Below are 20,316 nucleotides of genomic sequence, written 5' to 3' on the forward strand. Positions count from 1 at the left end.
ATAAAAGATATGGAGATACATACTTTAGGTTTTAAATTACAGTAACTTTTGTGAAAACAAAAGGGGAAATAGAAGATGTTAAAATTACATGTATGTTCGTTCCATATGTGTATATTTGCTGCTCAATAAACTATCCTCTCGCGTAAGTTTGTACCACATTTTCACTTTTATTTACAAAAAATACTATTAAATATTTTTGGATAATTGTTATAATATAATTAAATTGATATAAAAGTTTTTTCTAGAGTATGTATTTGAAGAATTCTCATGCAAAAAGAGCAAGTTCTCAAGTAGAGAGCTTGCTCTTTTTTGAAGAAAAATAGGATTAGAAGTACATAAGGAGATAGCAGAATTTTATAAAAAAACTTTCTGTATGTATCCACAGCAATGTTTAGATGTAAAGGATTTTTAAATTTATAAAAAGATTAAGAGGCGATAGAGAATGAAAAGATATATTAGTATAAAAGGAATTGGCACATATCTTCCGAAAAGAAAGGTAGAATCTTTTGAAATAGATCGCATGCTACATGTGCCAGAAGGCTGGACATTAAAAAAAGCTGGGGTAAAAATAAGATATTTTGTTGATGGGGAAACGTCTTCTTATATGGGGACGGAAGCTGCAAAAAAAGCTGTAGAAGATGCTAAGTTAACTTGGGATGATATCGATTGTATTATTTGCGGAAGCGGAACGATTCAACAGGCAATACCTTCTACAGCGTCACTTATTCAAGAACAGCTCGGGCTACAGCATTCTGGTATTCCATGTTTTGATATCAATTCAACATGTCTAAGTTTCATAACAGCACTTGATACAATTTCTTACGCAATGGAATGCGGGAGATACAAAAATGTTGTTATTATTTCTTCTGAAATTTCTTCTGTTGGATTAAATTGGGGACAAAATGAAAGCAGCATTTTATTTGGTGACGGTGCGGCAGCTGTTGTCATAACAAAAGGTGATCATACATCTTCTATTATTGCTTCCCATATGGAAACATATAGCTCTGGTGCGCATTTATCAGAAATTCGTGGCGGTGGAACGATGATTCATCCTCGCGAGTATAGTGAGGAACGAAAAGAAGACTTCTTGTTCGATATGAATGGAAGAGCCATTTTTAAACTATCTTCTAAGTATTTGTTGAAGTTTATTGACAAGCTACTTATGGATACTGGTTATACTCTAGCCGATATTGATTTAATTGTTCCTCACCAAGCAAGTGGACCAGCTATGAGACTCATTCGTAAAAAATTAGGGGTTGATGAAGAGCGTTTTATGACCATTTTTGAAGACTACGGTAATATGATTTCCGCATCTATTCCAGTCGCTCTTTTCGAGGCGATTAAGCAAAAGAAAGTGCAACGTGGAAATAAAATACTATTATTAGGTACTTCTGCAGGACTTTCAATCGGGGGCATCCTTCTTGAATACTAAGAAAACAGTATTAATTACAGGGGCACGTGCACCAGCAACTCTGCATGTATGCAGACTGTTTCATAACGCTGGACATACCGTTATTATTGCAGATAGTATTCCTTATCCATTAAGTAAAGTTTCAAAGAGTACGGATTACTTTTATGAAATTCCTTCTCCAAAGTGGAAAACAAAAGAAAGTATCCGTGCGCTACTATCCATTATTAAACGTCACAATGTGGATTTGCTTATTCCTACTTGTGAAGAAGTGTTTTATATATCTAAATATAGAGAAGAATTAAGCACATTTTGCCATGTATTAGTAGATGATTTTCAAAAGCTATCATTACTGCATAATAAGTGGGAATTTATTCAGTTCGTAGCGAATTTAGGGTGGCAAGTACCTGCAACATATAGAATAGATGATGAAGAAGCGATAAGTTCAATGATGCATAAAACACCAGCTCATACTCCTTTTGTACGAAAACCGATTTTTTCCCGGTTTTCTGATAAAGTGGAATTTATTACAAAAGAGGATGCTCTAAAAGAAAGCATGATAGATAAGTCGAATTATATTATGCAAGAGTTTATACGAGGGACGCAGCACTGTTCCTACAGTATTGCACAATCTGGGAAAGTGTTAGCTCACTCTACGTATAAAACGGAATTTACGGCAGGCTTAGGCGCTACCATTGCTTTTCAGCATATGGATCATCCTAAAATTGATCAGTTTGTTACACATATTGTAAAAGAGCTAAATTTCTCAGGACAAATTGCTTTTGATTTTATCGTTACAGAGGATGGAGATGCGATTCCGATTGAATGTAATCCACGTACTACAAGTGGATTACATTTATTCGATGAGGAAATATTGCCGGCCTTCTTTCATGAAAAGGTAAACAATACACTCATTCCAAGACCGAACTCTGAGTGTGCAATTCGGTTAGCGATGCTTCTATATGGATTTCCTTATTTAAAAAGTAAACAAAAACGTAAGCGATGGTTAAAAGTTCTATGCTCTTATCCAGATATCGTTTATCGTCACAATGATTGGAAACCATTTTTTTATCAGTTTTTTAGCATGTATAAATTGTGGCGTGAAAGTTATAAACAGGAACGGACTATTTTAGAGCAAACAACATATGACATATCGTGGGATGGTGAAGATTTATGAAAATGCTAGTAACTGGTGGAACGGGCTTTCTAGGACAAAAACTCGCCTTTCGACTGAAAAATATGGGCTATGAAGTAACGGCAACGGGAAGAAATAAAACAATCGGTAAGGTATTAGAACAAAATGGAATCGAGTTTGTTCATTGTCCTCTTGAAGACAGGGATCGTGTGCTACAAGTTTGTAAAGGTAAAGATTATATCTTTCATAGCGGCGCACTTTCTTCCCCTTGGGGCAAATATGAAGATTTTTATAATGCGAATGTGTTAGGAACGAAACATATTATTGAGGGATGTCAAAAGTACGGTATAAAACGCTTGATCCACGTATCAACACCAAGTATTTATTTCTATTATGATGAGCGACAAAATGTAGTAGAAAACGCGAAACTTCCTAATACATTTGTAAATCATTATGCAACAACGAAGAACATGGCTGAACAAGCTATTGATCAAGCTTTCATGCATGGTTTACCAGTTATTACAATACGCCCGCGCGCTTTATTCGGACCAGGAGATAACGCGATTCTTCCGCGTCTTATTAAAGTATGTGAAAAGGGTGCTTTACCGAGGATTGGTACTGAAAATGTTCTTGTTGATATTACGTATGTTGAGAATGTTGTAGATGCTGTACTTCTTTGTATGCATTCCCCAAAACATACATTAGGGCAAAAGTACAATATAACAAATGACGAACGTGTAAATTTATATGAGGTCATAGAAAATGTAATGAAGCGTCTTGATAAGGAAGTAAAATATAAAAAAATTTCCTACAAAACCGCTTTTTCACTAGCTGCTATACTAGAAGGAATCTCAAAAACTATTTTATTTGGAAAAGAACCTATTCTCACAAAATATACTGTTAGTGTCCTTTCAAAAAGCCAGACATTAAATATCGATAAAGCTAAAGAAGAACTAGGGTATGCTCCGAAGATCAGTATAGAAGAAGGAATTACAAAATTTGTAGACTGGTGGAAAACACAATGAAAATCAAATCTTTAAAGCTATATGATACAGGATATTGCACACATCCAGAAAAAATCGCATATTCCAAGGGCAGTTGGAAACAAATCTGTTTTCCAGCTACAGTAGGATTACTCCAGCATCCAGTATTAGGATATATTTTATTTGATACTGGATATGCGGGACATTTTAAAGAGGCAACAAAAAAATTCCCTTACTCTGTATATGCAAAACTTACGCCTGTTCATTTCACGGAAGAGCAATCTATTAAAGAGCAACTTCTTCTTGATGGTATTCAGCCAGAAGAAATTAAATATATTATTCTATCTCATTTTCATGGCGATCATACAGCTGGTTTACCTGACTTTCCAAAAGCGAAAATATTAACCTTCGCAAAAGCTTATGAGGATATTAAAAAGAGAAGTAAATTTGGTGCTCTATTAAAAGGGTGTCTAAAAGATACACTGCCGATAGATTTAGAGGAAAGAATGTCATTCATTGATCAAACTCCATCCCTTAACTTACCTTCTACATATGGAAAGTTTGAAGAGGGGTATGATGTATTTGAGGATGGCTCATTATTTGCTGTTGACTTAACAGGACATGCAACGGGACAATTCGGTTTATTCGTCCATTTACAGAGTGAAAAAATTGTCTTTCTTTGTGCAGACGCAGTGTGGCTAAGTAAAACGTATCAAAACCTTGTATTTCCTAGTAAGGTTGCCAACCTTTTAACTAGCGATCCAAAATCTTACCGAAAGAATATTGAGAAGTTACACCATTTATCACAAACATCACCTGAGATTGAAATTGTACCAACTCATTGTGAACATACATGGGATAAAATTAAAGCAGGGGTGTACTATGAATAAACTACGAATTCTCAAGCAATACTTGAAAATAAAATATGGCTCGAGATTTTCAAGTCGTAAACAGTTGGAACAGTTTCATAAACAACAAATAGAAAAACATCTTTTGTTCACGATAGAGGCGTCTCCTTTTTATCGCCAATTATATACGCCTTTTTTAAATGAAATTCAAAAGGGGGATTTGTCTGCACTCCCCATTATTGATAAAGAAGTAATGATGGAACATTTTGATACATTAAATACAGCCCATATTTCAAAGGAAGAAGCGTTTCATGTAGCATTTGAAGCAGAAAAGACCCGGAATTTTTCACCAACCATTCGTAATATAACTGTTGGTTTATCATCAGGAACTAGTGGAAATCGTGGGGTTTTTCTCGTTTCTGAGGAAGAACAAACGTTGTGGGCTGGATCGATTATTGGAAAGGTGCTTCCTTCTAGCATTTTACATAAACACACGATTGCTTTTTTCTTACGTGCAAATAGCAATTTATACGAAGCGACAAAAAATAAGCGAATCTCATTTCATTTTTTTGATTTACTAGATTCGTTTCAGCAGCATATTACGCGATTAAATGAAATACAGCCCTCTATTTTAATTGCACCTCCGTCTATGTTACGGAAAATCGCTGACTGGCAGCAAGAAGGACTCATTACGATTTGTCCCAAAAAAATTATCTCTGTAGCAGAAGTGCTTGAAGATATTGATAGAGAGTTTATTTGTGCAACTTTCAAGCAGACAGTACACCAAGTTTACCAATGTACAGAAGGTTTTCTTGCTACCACCTGCAAGGAGGGGACATTACACATTAATGAAGATCTCGTTCATATTGAAAAAGAATACTTAGATCAAGAGAAAGGGATATTCGTTCCCATTATTACTGATTTCATGAGGAAAACACAGCCGATTATACGCTATCGTCTCAATGACATATTAATTGAGAAAAAAACGCCGTGCAGCTGTGGTTCACCTTTCTTAGCATTAGAACGAATTGATGGTCGATGTGACGATATATTTATTGGAATAAGTGAATTGGATAATAAAGAAATATCTATTTTTCCAGATTTCATTAGAAGAGCAATTTTGTTTGCATCTAGTGACATTCAAGAATTTAAAGTAATACAGCATAGCGTAGACAAAATTGAAATTAAACTTAAAGCACTCCCTGAAAATCTGGAATTATGTAAATCAAATGTAATGAAAGAGTTACATACACTATGGTCTACTAAAAAGTGTGCGATACCACAGTTCTTCTTTTCACATTACGATATTCAAGTATATGATAAAAAATTAAAAAGAATAGAAAGTCTTGTAAGGCGTGGTGAACATAAATGATTCAGTTACATGATGTTCATTCCTTGCATAGTATTGATTGGGAATCGAAAAAAGATGGAGCATATGTGCGAGATAGTTTCCTGCCTCTTTTTCAAAAGGGCGTTACAGCATTTATTGAAAATGTTAACACGCAGCTCTTTTTATTAGAAATTGATGATCTCATCTTACCAGTTACTCTTAATAACGCAGAGTTCGAAAATTCATATGTATGTTCTCCTTATACACATTACGTATCTTATGCGTTAGAAGAGCTATGGGAGTTGAAAAAACCGTGGCTAGAGAAGCTATTAACCTATCCGCTTCATCTTATGGGAAGTTGGTTACGACGAACGAATATTAATAAAGTAATTGTCGTAAATAATTGGATGCTTTCAACAAATCTTTATCACTATATCAACGAACGACAAATCGAACAAATTACGAATCTATTTGTTGAGAAATTTCCAGAGCATACAATTTTATTTCGTTCTTTAAATAACGAATTATATCCCGTAACGACAGAAGCACTATCTACAGTAGGTTACAAGAAAATTATGTCTCGTTCTATATACTTATTTGATCCGAAACAGTATAAAAAAATGAATCGAAAAAAACGAAAAGACTTATTAAACGATAAAAGTTTATTAGAGAAAAGCAATTATGAAATCATTGCGAATGAAGAATTAACAAAGGAGGATATTTTACAAATTTCCCAGCTATACAACCAACTATATATTGAAAAATATTCCGCCCATAACCCAATGTTTACACCCGCTTATTTATGGAATGCTCTTCAGCATCGTTTATTTGAGATAAAGGCCATAAAAAAAGGGGATACAATTGATGGTGTTATTGCTTATTTTATTAGGGATGGAGTTATGACAACGCCGATCCTTGGCTATAATACAAACTCTGACCAGCAACAAGGTTTATACCGTATACTTTCCCTCCTTATTACAATGGATTCTATCGAAAAAGATTTAATTTGTCATTGTAGTGCTGGGGCTGGAGAGTTCAAAAGAAATCGTGGTGCAACACAGCAGATCGAATACAGTTATGTGTATAACGCTCATTTACCACCTAGCCAACAAAGGGTATGGAAAGTATTAATGTGGATATTAAATACATACATAGAACCGATGGCAAAAAAACATCGCTTTTAAACAAAAAAACTTTTATGATTGCTTGTTACTAGGAACTCTTTATTTAAGTGTAGCTGCAATACCCACGTTATGGAATTTATATAGTATATTTTTAATGATTTATTTTATATTTATCGTTTGGATGAAAGAGAGAAGTGCTTGAAGAGTAGTTCTCTTTTTTATTAAGTTTTTGAAATATCGCATTATATACATACAGTAAAGAAGTAGAAGATTAGTAGGCATGGGGAGAAATCTTTATGTCCTTTTTTATGAGGATTTTTAATTTTAAAAATAAATTGTAAAAAATAATTTACAATTTGTAAAAAATAAATTACAATTAGCTCAAGAGGTGTTACTATTGTTGCATAATAAAATTGTAGTTTGTCGAGCAGAAAAAGGTTGGACCCAAGAAGAACTGGCAACAAGAGTGGGAGTTAGTCGTCAAACTATCGCTACTCTTGAAAAGAATAAATATAACCCTTCTCTAATTCTTGCCTTTAAAATCGCAAATGTATTTGAAAAGCCGTTAACCGACGTATTTGATTATCTAGAGGAGTGATACATATGTTGTTGTTAAAAATTTTATTATTTGGTTTAATAGTGATAAGTAAGATGTATGTAATAAAATTTCAATCAAGTGATGAAGCAAATGACGAAAGAGGAAGAGAAATTCTATATAAAACAAATAATGTTTTGTACAATATTCTATATTTAGGTATCCTTTCCATTATTGTTTTACAATTAATTGATATTATTCCTTTGAACTTTCTACCTGATTTGTTATTATATTTTGCACTTTCATTAAGTGTGTTAGGCAGTATTTTTATATTTATCAACAGAAACAGTAAAAATTACTAATACGAGTTAAGTGTTTAATCTTGTTCTGTTAGTTGATTGAACAAAATTTTTTTTTAGTAAGCTACATAAAATAATCAATCTTTTTCATGAAAATTTAAGGAAGCCAAAAGAACCCCACACATTTCAATCAAAATGTGTGGGGTTCTTCTTTTTATAAAATAAATATTTGTAGTGTGGAATATATCCAATTGATTAACCAAACTAGTATTTTAGGGTCTTTAAGTGAAACAATACATATAACTTCATATCAATCTTGTTAATGAATTTCATTGCCCTCGGATAAAGGACAATAGCAGATCTTTGATTTTTATTACAATTTTGTAAGGTTAAGTAATAAAAATCGATAGAATGGGATATTAGAATGGGGTACTCTGATTGATGGATAGAATATTCTGAAAAAAGGGGTAGAGCAAATGAAGAATAGACAAAAAGCATCGATAATATGCAAAAGTATTTTATGTTTAATGATTTGTATATTCATTACGAATGAAGTATGGTTTACAAATGTGGTGAGGGCAGAATCTGGCACGTTGAATGATAGGAGTATAGAGGATTTCAAAAAAAAGCTGGATGAACAGGTCCCAAAATGGCAGGAGAATTATGAGGTACCAGGGGTTGCAATAGGGATTGTACATGAGGGGAGTATTGCTTATACACTAAACTACGGTTATGTAGATAAAAAGACAAAAAAAGCGGTGAGTGATGATACTTTGTTTCAGGCTGGTTCCATATCTAAAAGTCTTACAGCATGGGGAATCCTACATCTTGTAGATGAAGGTCGTTTATCACTAGATGATCCCGTTGAAAAATATCTAACTAAATGGAAATTACCTAATTCAGAGTTCAATAATAATGAAGTCACAATAAGAAGATTGTTAAGCCACACAGCAGGGCTTTCTGCACATAAAGGATACCTTGGGGTTGCACCCGGGAAACATCTTGATTCTATCGAGGAGTCTCTATCTGGAAAAGGATGGTTTAATGAGCCAGTGGAGATTACCAAAAACCCCGGTGCAGAAACAATTTATTCTGGTGGTGGATATACAATTTTGCAACTTGTTATTGAAGAGGTTACCGGAATACCTTTTGATCGTTATATGGAGGAACAAATTATGAAACCTGTAGGAATGAAATCTAGTTCATTCCTACAACGTCCTGAAAATCCTAATCTTTCGAAAGCCTATGGGTATTTTGGAGAGGAACTCCCTAGTTACCAATTTACCGAACAGGCTGCTGCAGGTCTTAAGACAAATGTTACCGATATGATGACATTGATACTTGCAAGCATGGATGCAAATAATAAAGGTAATGGTGTCATCAAAAGTGAACGTGTTCAGGAAATGCAAAAGCCGGTATTAGGGGAGAGCGGTTTAGGTGTATTTGAAAAAAAGTTATCTAATCAATGGAAATTAATTTATCATTCTGGTGACAATCGAAGCTGGCATTCTTTTTATGGTTTCATTCCTAATACAAAGGATGGATTGGTAATTCTTACGAATAGTGAAGGTGGTATAGACTTACGACAGGATATTTACCACGCATGGATTGAATATGAAACTGGAAAATTACCTGAAAGTCACTTCTCTCTAGCTGAGCAAAGAAAAAACAACTCAATTATATCAATTGTTATTGGAGCTGCACTAGGTGTATATTTGTTGCTATTTTTGATTAGATTGTACAATGGTAGAGGAACCTTCATTTTTAAGCACGAGAAGAAACCTTACATAAGATTAGTGGTTAGGGTATTTTTACTTATTATTACCGCTATGCTCGTATTTTTTGCTGCCTATTTGTGGAGGATTTTAAGTTTAAATTCTGGTAATACAATAAATTTTATTCTAATAATGGCGTGGATTATAACATTATTAATTAGTGGATTTTTCCCGAAAATTAGAAGGACTAAAAAACAATAATTAGACAGCAAATAATTAAAATATATATTTTTATATAAATACTTAAGGGTTTATAAGGGGGACCACCCCATATGTCTATTAACTTAAAAATATTAACTACTCAAAAGAGTAAAAACACTATTCTTACTAAAAGAATAGTGTTTTTTCATTGTTTAAATAGGATTTCATCTGAATTTAATGGAGGCTCTTCCTACAAAAGCAGTAGAAATTTTATTTGAATTTACTACTTCAGTTCGATATATCATGTTTTAATTTCGATAGAATAGTAAATAGGTATAACAGATATGGAGATACATACTTCAGATTTAAAATTACAGTAACTACTTAACCCGTTGTTACCAATACAAATACAGAAAGGAGCAAGTAGAATGATACAGAACATATATGAAACTCATTTACATGTAAGAGATTTAGAAAAGGCGATAGATTTCTATCAAAATAAGTTGGGGTTAGCATTAGCAAGAAAACTATCCAAAAGAAAGGTGGCCTTCTTTTGGGTAGGAGAAAGTAAAAAGCAAATGCTTGGACTATGGGAAGTACATAATATTGAAGATTTTGAGATAAAACACTTTGCTTTTGGTGTAGATTTAGAATTTCTAAAGACTTCTAAATTGTGGTTAGAGAATCGTGGAATAGAAGTGGTGGGAAGCCAAGGGAAAGGAAATCAAGAGCCAATTGTCCAAAGGTGGATGCCAGCTGCAAGTGTATACTTTCTGGATTGTGATGGGAATAAATTAGAGTTTATTTCTATGTTACATGATGATCCAGATGAATTAGAATATGCATCTTATTTAAGTGAGTGGGAGCGGAGCACCAAGAAAAATAAATGAGATTGTATCTATAAAAGGGGAAAAACGTTATTTTTTTGTGAAAAATATACAGAAAAGATGGACGTTTTACTTTACCAGAGTTATTCGGATTAAATGAAGAGAACTTAAAAAGATAGAGTATTGTGTTGCGGTTATATAATTTAGATTAAAACACAACGTACCTAACTAAGAGATTTATCGTATAAATTTACATTTATTTAATGTTAGTGAATAGAGAGCAAGATTGGCGCGATTCGGTAATTGTGGAGTGCGAAAAAAAGACAAAATCTCTTAAAAAACACTTAATTTTTTACTTCATCAATCTTTACAATCCCTCTCTATAATATGAATTGGACAAGCACCTAAGAGAAAGCAGAATATGTCAGATTATACATTCTATTATTAGGGAGAGAATTTGTATGAAAAAGACAGTAGCTTCATTGGCTGTTATGGCAGCTTTATTACCGACACTTTCGATGCATGCGGAGGGGAAAGAGCAAGTTCGAAAATCAGCTACAACTTTTAACGTTATTAGTGACATTCAAGGAGATTTAGGGGACTTTGATCACGTGTTAAAAGATATGAACAAAGTGACGCCACTTTCTAGAGCGCTTATTATGAATGGGGATATAACGCCAACTGGACAGCAGTCACAATATGATGATGTAAAGCGTGTGTTAAACAAGAATAAGCATCCGGAAAATGTATGGTCAACTGTTGGGAATCATGAATTTTACGCTGGTAAATGGACAGCTGATGGGAAACTCTCTCAAAATACATGGCCAAATGGTGTAACGGAAGAAACATTGTTTAATAGATATTTAAAATTTAGCGGACAAGATAAGGTATATCATAAAAAAGAATTAGACGGTTATCCGCTTTTATTTTTAGGAACTGAAAAATATATGAAATACCACGATTCAAAAATGTGGGATGAAGTATATATGAGTGATGAGCAATTAGGATGGCTAAAACAAAATTTAGAAGAGTATAGTCAAAAAGATAAAAATAAGCCAATTTTCATTTTCTCTCATCACGTTTTACCTGATTCTGTATCCGGATCAAGACAATCACCATATTTACAAGACTATTTAAACATGGATAAATTGTATGATGTATTAAAAGACTACCCGCAAGTTGTTTTCTTTACGAGTCATACGCATTGGGATTTAAACTTGCCAGACTGGGCTGGTAAAAAGAAAATTACAGGCGGAGACGAAAAAGGATTTACGGTTGTAAATACGGGCGGAATTGAAACTGGTTGGATGTCGGCTGGACCAAATGGTGGCGAGAAGACTGCGCCGGATGGATATTCTTTCAAACAAGGATTACAAATAAAAGCATATGGTAACGATGTAGTCGTAACGGCTTATGATTATAAACGTGATAAGGATATTAAGAAGTTATTAATTAGTGGTGCAAAAATCGCACAAATGGCACCAAATGTAACCGCTGATGATAAAAAAAATATAATCGTTGGTGCCACTGAATATATGGAGTACTCTATAGAAGGAACGAATGAGTGGCATACGTATTATACAGCAAATCCGCCAAAATTTGATGGGGACAAGATTGTATATGTACGCCATAAAGGAGAAATGAATTTAGAAGCAGGATTAACGCAGCTTCTTCGTTTTTCGGCAAATAAGTGATTGGAGAGAGCCCACATTTAAATGTGTGGGCTCTTTTTTGAGTGATGAGAAATGGATTTTGTAAGCCGTTTTTTGTCGGTAAGTCGATATTCTATGTTGAATGCCAGTAAAAGTAAAATATCGCCTATATAATTTCATTTACTGAATTTCGATACATTTTTAATCCAGAAAGGTGACTTCATCATTTTTCCATGTAATAATAGTATGGTTACATTTACTGTGAAAGAGTATAAAAGGAGCGTTATTGATGAATTTAGCTAAATTTCCGAGAAAAAAATATACAGAATCATATACACCAATTGAAAAATTAAACAATTTTTCTGAAGCACTTGGTGGGCCAACTATTTATTTTAAACGAGATGATTTACTTGGTTTAACAGCTGGCGGTAATAAGACGAGAAAGTTAGAGTTTCTAGTTGCGGATGCACAGGCAAAGGGTGCAGATACGTTAATTACAGCTGGTGGTATTCAGTCAAACCATTGCCGTCTAACACTTGCAGCTGCGGTAAAAGAAAAAATGAAATGTATTCTTGTGTTAGAGGAAGGGCTTGAGCCAGAAGAAAAGCCAGACTTTAACGGAAACTATTTCTTATATCATTTATTAGGTGCTGAAAACGTAATTGTTGTGCCAAACGGAACAGATCTTATGGAAGAGATGCATAAAGTAGCGAAAGAAGTAAGTGAAAAAGGAAATACACCATATGTCATTCCAGTTGGTGGATCGAACCCTACTGGCGCAATGGGATATATTGCTTGTGCGCAAGAAATTATGGCGCAATCATTCGAGCAAGGAATTGATTTCAGTTCAGTTGTTTGCGTAAGTGGTAGCGCTGGTATGCATGCTGGTTTAATTACTGGTTTTTCCGGAACGCAAAGTAAAATTCCTGTAATCGGAATAAATGTAAGTAGAGGCAAAGCGGAGCAAGAAGAGAAAGTAGCAAAACTTGTAGATGAAACTTCAGCTCACGTAGGTATTCCAAACTCTATTTCACGCGAAGCAGTTACATGCTTTGATGAATATGTAGGACCAGGATACGCTTTACCAACACCAGAAATGGTAGAAGCAGTTCAATTACTTGCGAAAACAGAAGGTATTTTACTTGATCCAGTTTATACAGGGAAAGCAGTAGCGGGACTAATCGATTTAATTAGAAAAGGTAAATTTAATAAAGAGGACAACATTTTATTCGTACATTCAGGTGGTTCGCCAGCTTTATATGCGAATACTTCTCTATTTGCGTAAGTGTAAAAAGCATTGGGTATCCAATGCTTTTTGTTTTGAATTAATGTTGAAGTTTGATACAATTTCGTGAATATGCGATGATTTTTCAACATTCAACGGTAAACAACGATATATAAAGGAGATTGATGTATGACAGAATTTTGGGAAGCAAGTTTTATAGAAAATCAAATGATGTGGGGATTTGAACCTTCAGACTCTGCAATTTTGACGAAGGACATTTTCCTTGAAAAGAAAGTGAAGGATATATTGATTCCTGGTATTGGGTACGGTAGAAATGCAAAGGTTTTTATTGATAACGAAATACAAGTAACAGGTATTGAAATTTCAAAAACAGCGATTGAATTGGCGAGGGAAAATGAACTTAATGCTGATTTCTTCCATGGTTCAGTTACGGATATGCCTTTTGATAACAAACTGTATGATGGCATATTTTCTTATGCACTTATTCATTTGTTGAATAAGGATGAGAGAGAGAAGTTTATTAAAGATTGTTATAGTCAGTTAAAACCAAACGGATATATGATTTTTACTACTATTTCTAAAGATGCCCCAATGTTTGGGAAGGGAAAACAACTTGGTAAAGACTACTTCGAGATAATGGAAGGGGTAAAAATGTATTTTTATGATGTTGACTCGGTACAACAAGACTTTGGAAAATATGGACTGATAGAAACTACGGAAATTTTGGAGCCACATAAAAATATGGCAAGTAAACCTCCATTTAAATTTATAATGATCAAATGTCAAAAAACACTATAATTACAATTGTGTAAAAAATAGTGAAAGGTTACTTAATAAGCTTGATGTGTAAGCTACTCACTAATTATTCTTTAAAGGCGAAGTAAGGGAAGTCAAATGGCATCCCTTACTTCGCTTAATTTAGTTTAAAACATGTTTTAAACTTCCAATGAATTATTTGTTATATAATGGAATTGTTGAAGCGTGAGAGGGATGATTATATGAGTACAACATTAAGAGGGGTCATATACACAATACTCAGTATTTCTATAATATTAATAATTTTTTTAGGTTACGGATTATATTTGTATTTTAAGTGAAATGATAACTGAACCAAAGGAAAGATCAAAGAATCGAAGTGCAAAAACGTGTTGGTGATGATAATTATGAGGATTTGAAAGTAGTTACAGACAATAATCAAGTGTTGCAAGTAAAGAAAATATTAAATGATATTCATTTTGAAAATAAAAAAGTGGAAATGTCTCGTTCAGCTGATTATCACTTTGTTTTTCAATTTAAAAATCCGAAAATAGAGGCGAAAGCTGTGTTGTATCAAATTTGGATAAGTCCTAATAAAGATAAAGTAGAAGTTATGGCGGGGGATAATCGCTATGCTCAATTAGAAGGGAAAAATGCAGCCACTTTGTTTGAGATTGTTACGGGAGAAAAGTTAGTTGAATAAAAGTATATGGCACTTAACTTTTTCAGATTTATTGTAATGATTCACTACTTGTAAGGGATTATTCAGTGTGTCTTTCTATTAAAAAGTCTAAATTTGATCAATTAAATGCGATAAAATCTTTTTAAAAATAATGAAATTTTAGGAAAAATAAGGTACACTAGTCAATGGTTTTAGTTTAAAATCGATTGACGTTAATGTATACGGGGGAAAGATTGATGAACAATAATCCAATAAATGAATCAGTTGAAGAAGTTGAGAGAAAACGAGTAAGATCAAGCAAACGTTTTACAAATTGGAAGCTTATTGCAGCGGGTGTTGGTGTAATTGTACTTCTCATTGGAGGAATGAGTTATTATCAGGCAACTCACTTCAATTCAAATGTTACGATTAATGACACAAAAGTCGGTGGTCTGAACGCTGATCAGGCAATACAGAAATTAAAAACATCTGGACTAGAAAACAAAGTCTATGTTGATCAACAACAAATTTTAGATGAAAAAGATACAAAAACGGAACTTACGGAAAAAGATTTTCCTCAAGTTAAGAAACTATTAAAAAGCCAGTGGACATTTTTCCCTTCCTCAAAGGGAAAAAATTATTCAGTGCTACCGGAAAAGGCGGATCAGTATCGTAGTGAAACGATGAAAAAACTTGTAGAAGAAAAGCTCATCTCTATGAATGAAAAATTACAAGCGCCTCAAGATGCTATGGCGAAGCTCGAACAAGGAAAGATTGTTATCTCGAAAAGCGTTGAAGGAAAACAGTATGACGTTACGAATCTATTGAAAGATTACGACAAGCAGAAATATAAAAGCGAAATTCATCTGAAGTCTACATACATACAGCCTATTAAAGAAGACGATCCGATTGTCAAAAAAGAGGAGAAAGCACTACAGAATCTTCTTGGGCAGTCTGTTGAGTATAAAGTGCAGAATGAAGTGTATCCTTTAAAAGCGAAAGATTTAATTCAAAATGCCTCTATGTCAAAGGATATGAAAGTTACAATCGATGCGAGCGACATTAAAAATAAGATTGCTGAAATTAATAATGCTAAATCAACATTAAATAAAAATTTCAGCTTTAAAACCCATTCCGGTTCGGTCATATCAGTAAAAGGACAAGGCTACGGCTGGGCACTAGATGTTGAAAAAGAAACAAAACAAGTTCAACAAGCTTTTGAAAAGGGTGAAAAATCGCTATCTGCTTCTAATATCCATGGAAATGGTTGGGAGAAGGAAGGTATCGGTTATGAAACAACATCGAATAATGGCATCGGAGACACGTATGCGGAAGTTTCAATTGCAGATCAATAAATTTGGATTTATAAAGATGGGAAATTAGTCGTCACAACAAATGTAGTAACTGGTAAACATAGCACGAGTGAAGATACATCACCAGGTGTGTGGTACGTTCTATATAAACGAACACCATACACGCTGAAAGGCAGCGCAGTAGGTAAAGCTGATTATGCAGTTAAAGTAGATTACTGGGTTCCATTCACAAATAGCGGCCAAGGATTCCATGATGCAGGCTGGCGAAAAGACTGGGCAAATAATGCTTATTTAACAGGGGGATCAGGCGGGTGTGTTAACCTTCTTCCTAATGTAGCAAAAACTGTATATGATAGTTTGAACACTAATGATCCAGTTATTGTGTACTAGAAAATAGCTACGTATCAAGAAATAAATAAAGCAGGAAATCTTATCTGATGGTACATGAAAAAACACCTCTTGAATTCGCATATTTAGTGTGCAAATTCAATGGAGGTGTTTTTTGTTTGAAAACAAGAGTTCATTGCCTATAAGAAACGAAGTAGAAAGAGATTGAGATGATAAATAGATATTCAAATAGTCAATAAAATTGACACTGAATATCATTTTCATTTATTATGAAATCGTCGCATGTAATTGGACATGATTTTTGTGAAAAAGTTTACTTTTTTATTAATATAATAGATTTCTATTAAGGTGTCCCATTTAAGAATTTAAGCGTAGGAAAGGGTAAAATAAAAATGAACTGGAAAAAAGGCGGATTATGGATTATTATTTTTTTCATTGTAAAAGGTACGATTTCTACACTTTTAATAGTTACAGGTGCTAAATATTTTGATTTATCATTTATGCAAATTTTCGTACTAATACTGATCTTATTACTGATTTCTCTCATAAGTCGAAAATTGCTGCATAGACATAAACAAAACAAAAAGCAAAAAGAGCTAAATATATAATGAAGCCCCAGGGACCTTTGGATTTCTGGGGTTTTACTATATATTTAGCTTCTTACTATTTGTGGAAAGTAAAACTCACAGTTCAAAATTTAGGTGGTACAGAAGTTTGTTGGGAGCTGATTAAAGTTTCACTTTATTTCATAGTGCATGATCTATGTTGATTAAAGGAAGTCACTGAATTTATTGCTACAATTATTAAACAAGGACTGAAGAGAGCTTTTTAATCAATCTGTATTCTAAAGCTAAAACCGAGCATACATTATGCTCGGTTTTCAATTGGTAGTTTAAATGTAAAAGTACTGCCTTCTCCTAATTCACTTTCAACGGTAATTTCTCCTCCGTGTAGTTCTATAATCCATTTTACCATCGACAATCCTAAACCTGTGTTTCCATTGTTTGAAGATGTTCGTGCTGCGTCAACTCGATAGAAGCGGTCCCATATTTTCACAATATGCTGCTCGCTGATGCCTATGCCATTATCGGAGACTTTACCTATTATGTTGGTTTCATCCCGGAACAGTTGCATATTCACAGTGCCGTTCGCTTTGCTATAAGCAATCGCATTCGTTAGTAAATTCATTAATAAACGCATCATCAATGTTTGATCTGCTTTAATAAACAGGTCTTCCTCTATATGTGTTGTTATATTAATCGAAGCTTCTTGAACCATTAATGAAAGCTCTTCTACAACGATTTCCGTTAATTCACTCATATTGATACATTCAAATTGAAAAGTATTATGCTTTTCTTGGTCAACTCGTGCTAATAATAAGAGTTGCGAGATTAACGCGGACATTTTACGCGATTGCCTTAAAATTACTTCTAACGATTCTTCCGTTTCTTTCGGATTATTCCTCTGCGATAAAGCGTATTCGCATTGCGAAATAATAACAGATGTTGGTGTTCTTAATTCATGAGATGCGTCAGATGTAAATTGTTTTTCACTTTCGAATGATGTCTCCAATAGCTCAAACATTTTGTCAAAGGTTTGAGCTAAATGATACATTTCGTCTTTCGATGAACCTTGTAAATTAATTCTCTTCGAAAGGTCTTTACCATCACCAATTTCACTGGCTGAATCACTCATTTGTTGCACAGGTCGAAACGCTCTTTGCGTAATAAAATATCCTCCCGCTGCTGCAATGAGAATAAGTAATGGAAATGAGATGAGTGTTACCACAATAAGCGTATTCATGGTCGATGATAATTGATTCATGGTCATTATGCCACGAACCCAGACTTGCTCATCGCCGCCTACATTATGGAGAAAATCATATACTATCCATTCCTTATTACTGTCTTTAATGGTTTGTATTTCATCGGATTTAAGCGATACCTTTTTATTAAAGGTTGTTGGATTATGTCCTGCCAGCAGCTCACCTTGTTTACTATAAATGATGATATTTACTCCATCTTCTAAGGCTTCAAATTCATCGTCAATCTTTAACTGCCCATGCTTATATTCGATATCTTCAACACTTTCTTTTACTGTGCTCTTCAATTGATTTTTCATATTAAAAAGCAAAACTTTATCTGAAGAAGTTAAAATAAAAGCTAACACGAGTGCCATAATAATTACAACTAGCCCCGTATACCATAGGGTCACTCTCATTTTTATTGATAGTCTTTTCATGATTCTACTCGCAATACGTAACCAGTTCCTCGTACTGTATGAATTAACTTCGTTTCAAACTGGCTATCAATTTTTTTGCGAAGATAGCGGACGTAAACATCAATAATATTCGATCCACCTTCATAGTCGTAATTCCACACATGTTGCTCAATTTTATCTCGTGTCAACACAACTTCTTTATTACGAATCATATATTCTAAAATGGCAAATTCTTTACTGGAAAGAATGATAACCTGGTCTCCTCTTGTTACTTTATGCATATTGCAATCCACCACTAGGTCAGCGATTTCAAACACATTAGATGTATTTCCTGTGTTTCTTCGCATCAACACTCGAATTCTTGCTAACAGTTCATCAAAAGCAAACGGCTTTACTAAATAATCGTCCGCACCTAAGTCGAGTCCTGTTACGCGATCATCAATTGTATCTTTAGCTGTAAGAAGCAAGACAGGAGTTGTATGATTGTCCGCACGTAATCTTTGTAATACTTGTAAACCATCTATTCCGGGAATCATAATGTCAAGCACAATCAAATCGTAGGTAGCCATGCTTATATAATCCAAAGCATCTTCTCCATTCCCACATCCATCGACACTATAATATTCTGCATTTAATCGTTTTACCAATATATTTTGTAAGTCTTTTTCATCTTCGACAATAAGAACTCGCATTAACATTCTCCTTTTCTTCTTATTTATATGTATCACTATAATTTCAAAACATTAAAGAAAGATTAGAAACTATTTAATTATATCATTTTATTTTTTTGCGCATTAATCTTCCTTTAATGTTTGTTCAGTAATATAAAGACATGGATAAGGTGCACATGTAAAGGGAGGAGAACATAATGGGAAAATGGATGATGATTGGAGCAATGTCTTGTTTATTCTTAACAGCTTGTTCGACTCAAGCTGATAACGATACAGAAGTACAACAACTGAAAGTAGAAAACGATACATCACAAAAAGAAGGTACGCAACTACAACAAGAACCACACAAAACAGGGCCTGCTATGAATGATACTAAGCAAACACAAGATTTCAAAAACGAAGTCACATCTATTGTAGAAAAGGCAAATAATACGAAACCAGTTGGAGCAAAAGAAGATAACTTAAATACGTACTTAGCAGCAAAAAAAGAAATTGACCAATTAGATGACAAGATAGATCTATCTGATGATCAGCTAGAAGCAGATTTTCACGCTGGAACGATAACTGTTGAACAATATCAAATACAAGAAAGAGAACAAGATATACTTGAAGATCAATTAGAGCAAGCAGAAAATGTACTTGAAGCAAGATTTGGAATAAATGATTAATTATTAAGGAGTGGATGGAAATGTTAAAACATAAAAAGAAAATAATTATAAGTGTAATTGCTATTTTAGTAAGTGGTATTGCTATTGTTGGTGGATATTATGGTATGGGCTACAATTATGCGAAAAAGAATGAAAACTATACAGAGAAACAAGTTCGTGAAATTTCTTTAGCTCATACAACTGGAGAAATTATTAATGTGAAAAAAGAATTCGAATTAGAAGATGACAACTTAGCACAATCTAAATTTGAATATGAAGTGGAAATCAAGACACCTGATAATCTATTAAATATTTTAAAGGTTAGTGCTAGAACAGGTACAATAGAAATCAATAATGAAGATTAAAAAATTATCGACAAATAAAATATCGCGTATTT

At 33.8% G+C, this 20,316-nt stretch carries 18 protein-coding genes and 2 pseudogenes; 18 read left to right on the forward strand and 2 right to left on the reverse strand.

The genetic code is table 11. The features are described 5' to 3' along the window. Positions 1–442 precede the first annotated feature (442 nt). The 16 genes and pseudogenes from MHH66_RS10880 (at position 443) to MHH66_RS10955 (ending at position 16,989) form a co-directional block, all read left to right on the forward strand. A complete protein-coding gene (locus tag MHH66_RS10880; protein WP_078185543.1) occupies positions 443–1,432 on the forward strand; it encodes a beta-ketoacyl-ACP synthase III in 990 nt (329 codons plus the stop codon). Beyond that, entirely contained in the window at positions 1,422–2,585 is a 1,164-nt protein-coding gene (locus MHH66_RS10885) for an ATP-grasp domain-containing protein (protein ID WP_063218007.1), read from the forward strand. Before MHH66_RS10880 ends, MHH66_RS10885 begins: the two co-directional genes overlap by 11 nt. Beyond that, positions 2,582–3,568 carry an NAD-dependent epimerase/dehydratase family protein gene (locus MHH66_RS10890; protein ID WP_063218006.1) on the forward strand — a complete coding sequence of 329 codons (987 nt, stop codon included), beginning with the start codon at positions 2,582–2,584 and terminating at the stop codon, positions 3,566–3,568. The genes MHH66_RS10885 and MHH66_RS10890 overlap by 4 nt, the downstream gene beginning before the upstream one ends. Then, positions 3,565–4,416, forward strand: a complete 852-nt coding sequence (locus tag MHH66_RS10895; protein WP_063218005.1) for an MBL fold metallo-hydrolase — start codon at positions 3,565–3,567, stop codon at positions 4,414–4,416. Before MHH66_RS10890 ends, MHH66_RS10895 begins: the two co-directional genes overlap by 4 nt. Further along, positions 4,409–5,746 carry a F390 synthetase-related protein gene (locus MHH66_RS10900; RefSeq protein WP_078185544.1) on the forward strand — a complete coding sequence of 446 codons (1,338 nt, stop codon included), beginning with the start codon at positions 4,409–4,411 and terminating at the stop codon, positions 5,744–5,746. Before MHH66_RS10895 ends, MHH66_RS10900 begins: the two co-directional genes overlap by 8 nt. Further along, entirely contained in the window at positions 5,743–6,888 is a 1,146-nt protein-coding gene (locus MHH66_RS10905; RefSeq protein WP_078185545.1) for a hypothetical protein, read from the forward strand. Before MHH66_RS10900 ends, MHH66_RS10905 begins: the two co-directional genes overlap by 4 nt. Positions 6,889–7,225: 337 nt before the next feature. Then, a complete protein-coding gene (locus MHH66_RS10910; protein ID WP_000903049.1) occupies positions 7,226–7,426 on the forward strand; it encodes a helix-turn-helix transcriptional regulator in 201 nt (66 codons plus the stop codon). Between the two features lie 5 nt (positions 7,427–7,431). Further along, entirely contained in the window at positions 7,432–7,725 is a 294-nt protein-coding gene (locus MHH66_RS10915; protein ID WP_063218002.1) for a hypothetical protein, read from the forward strand. A 413-nt stretch (positions 7,726–8,138) separates the two neighbouring features. After that, positions 8,139–9,638, forward strand: a complete 1,500-nt coding sequence (locus MHH66_RS10920) for a serine hydrolase domain-containing protein (protein ID WP_078185546.1) — start codon at positions 8,139–8,141, stop codon at positions 9,636–9,638. 368 nt (positions 9,639–10,006) lie between these two features. Continuing rightward, positions 10,007–10,464: pseudogene (locus MHH66_RS10925) on the forward strand (VOC family protein). A 402-nt stretch (positions 10,465–10,866) separates the two neighbouring features. Next, complete coding sequence (locus tag MHH66_RS10930; RefSeq protein WP_063217999.1) at positions 10,867–12,099, forward strand: DUF4073 domain-containing protein; 1,233 nt, start codon at positions 10,867–10,869, stop codon at positions 12,097–12,099. Between the two features lie 247 nt (positions 12,100–12,346). After that, positions 12,347–13,342: a D-cysteine desulfhydrase gene (locus MHH66_RS10935; RefSeq protein ID WP_002013704.1), complete on the forward strand. Its 996-nt coding sequence runs from the start codon at positions 12,347–12,349 to the stop codon at positions 13,340–13,342. 129 nt (positions 13,343–13,471) lie between these two features. Next, positions 13,472–14,101, forward strand: coding sequence for a class I SAM-dependent methyltransferase (locus MHH66_RS10940; protein ID WP_063217998.1), 630 nt, complete (start codon positions 13,472–13,474; stop codon positions 14,099–14,101). A gap of 307 nt (positions 14,102–14,408) precedes the next feature. Continuing rightward, positions 14,409–14,762, forward strand: a complete 354-nt coding sequence (locus MHH66_RS10945; RefSeq protein WP_207192295.1) for a hypothetical protein — start codon at positions 14,409–14,411, stop codon at positions 14,760–14,762. Between the two features lie 215 nt (positions 14,763–14,977). Continuing rightward, positions 14,978–16,423 (forward strand): annotated as a pseudogene (locus tag MHH66_RS10950) (L,D-transpeptidase family protein). Positions 16,424–16,773: 350 nt separating this feature from the next. After that, positions 16,774–16,989, forward strand: a complete 216-nt coding sequence (locus tag MHH66_RS10955) for a hypothetical protein (protein WP_046954849.1) — start codon at positions 16,774–16,776, stop codon at positions 16,987–16,989. 259 nt (positions 16,990–17,248) lie between these two features. Here MHH66_RS10955 and MHH66_RS10960 read toward each other — a convergent pair whose 3' ends face one another. Both MHH66_RS10960 and MHH66_RS10965 read right to left on the reverse strand, forming a co-directional pair. Further along, a complete protein-coding gene (locus MHH66_RS10960; RefSeq protein WP_078185548.1) occupies positions 17,249–18,622 on the reverse strand; it encodes a sensor histidine kinase in 1,374 nt (457 codons plus the stop codon). After that, positions 18,619–19,293: a response regulator transcription factor gene (locus MHH66_RS10965; RefSeq protein WP_078185549.1), complete on the reverse strand. Its 675-nt coding sequence runs from the start codon at positions 19,291–19,293 to the stop codon at positions 18,619–18,621. The genes MHH66_RS10960 and MHH66_RS10965 overlap by 4 nt, the downstream gene beginning before the upstream one ends. A 176-nt stretch (positions 19,294–19,469) precedes the next feature. Here MHH66_RS10965 and MHH66_RS10970 point away from each other — a divergent pair, with 176 nt between their 5' ends. Together MHH66_RS10970 and MHH66_RS10975 are read left to right on the forward strand one after the other, a co-directional pair. Continuing rightward, positions 19,470–19,940 carry a hypothetical protein gene (locus MHH66_RS10970; RefSeq protein WP_078185550.1) on the forward strand — a complete coding sequence of 157 codons (471 nt, stop codon included), beginning with the start codon at positions 19,470–19,472 and terminating at the stop codon, positions 19,938–19,940. 20 nt (positions 19,941–19,960) lie between these two features. Beyond that, positions 19,961–20,284, forward strand: a complete 324-nt coding sequence (locus MHH66_RS10975) for a PepSY domain-containing protein (protein ID WP_063217992.1) — start codon at positions 19,961–19,963, stop codon at positions 20,282–20,284. Positions 20,285–20,316 lie beyond the last annotated feature (32 nt).

This window comes from Bacillus sp. FSL H8-0492 (assembly GCF_038006145.1).
Classification (GTDB): Bacteria; Bacillota; Bacilli; order Bacillales; family Bacillaceae_G; genus Bacillus_A; species Bacillus_A mycoides.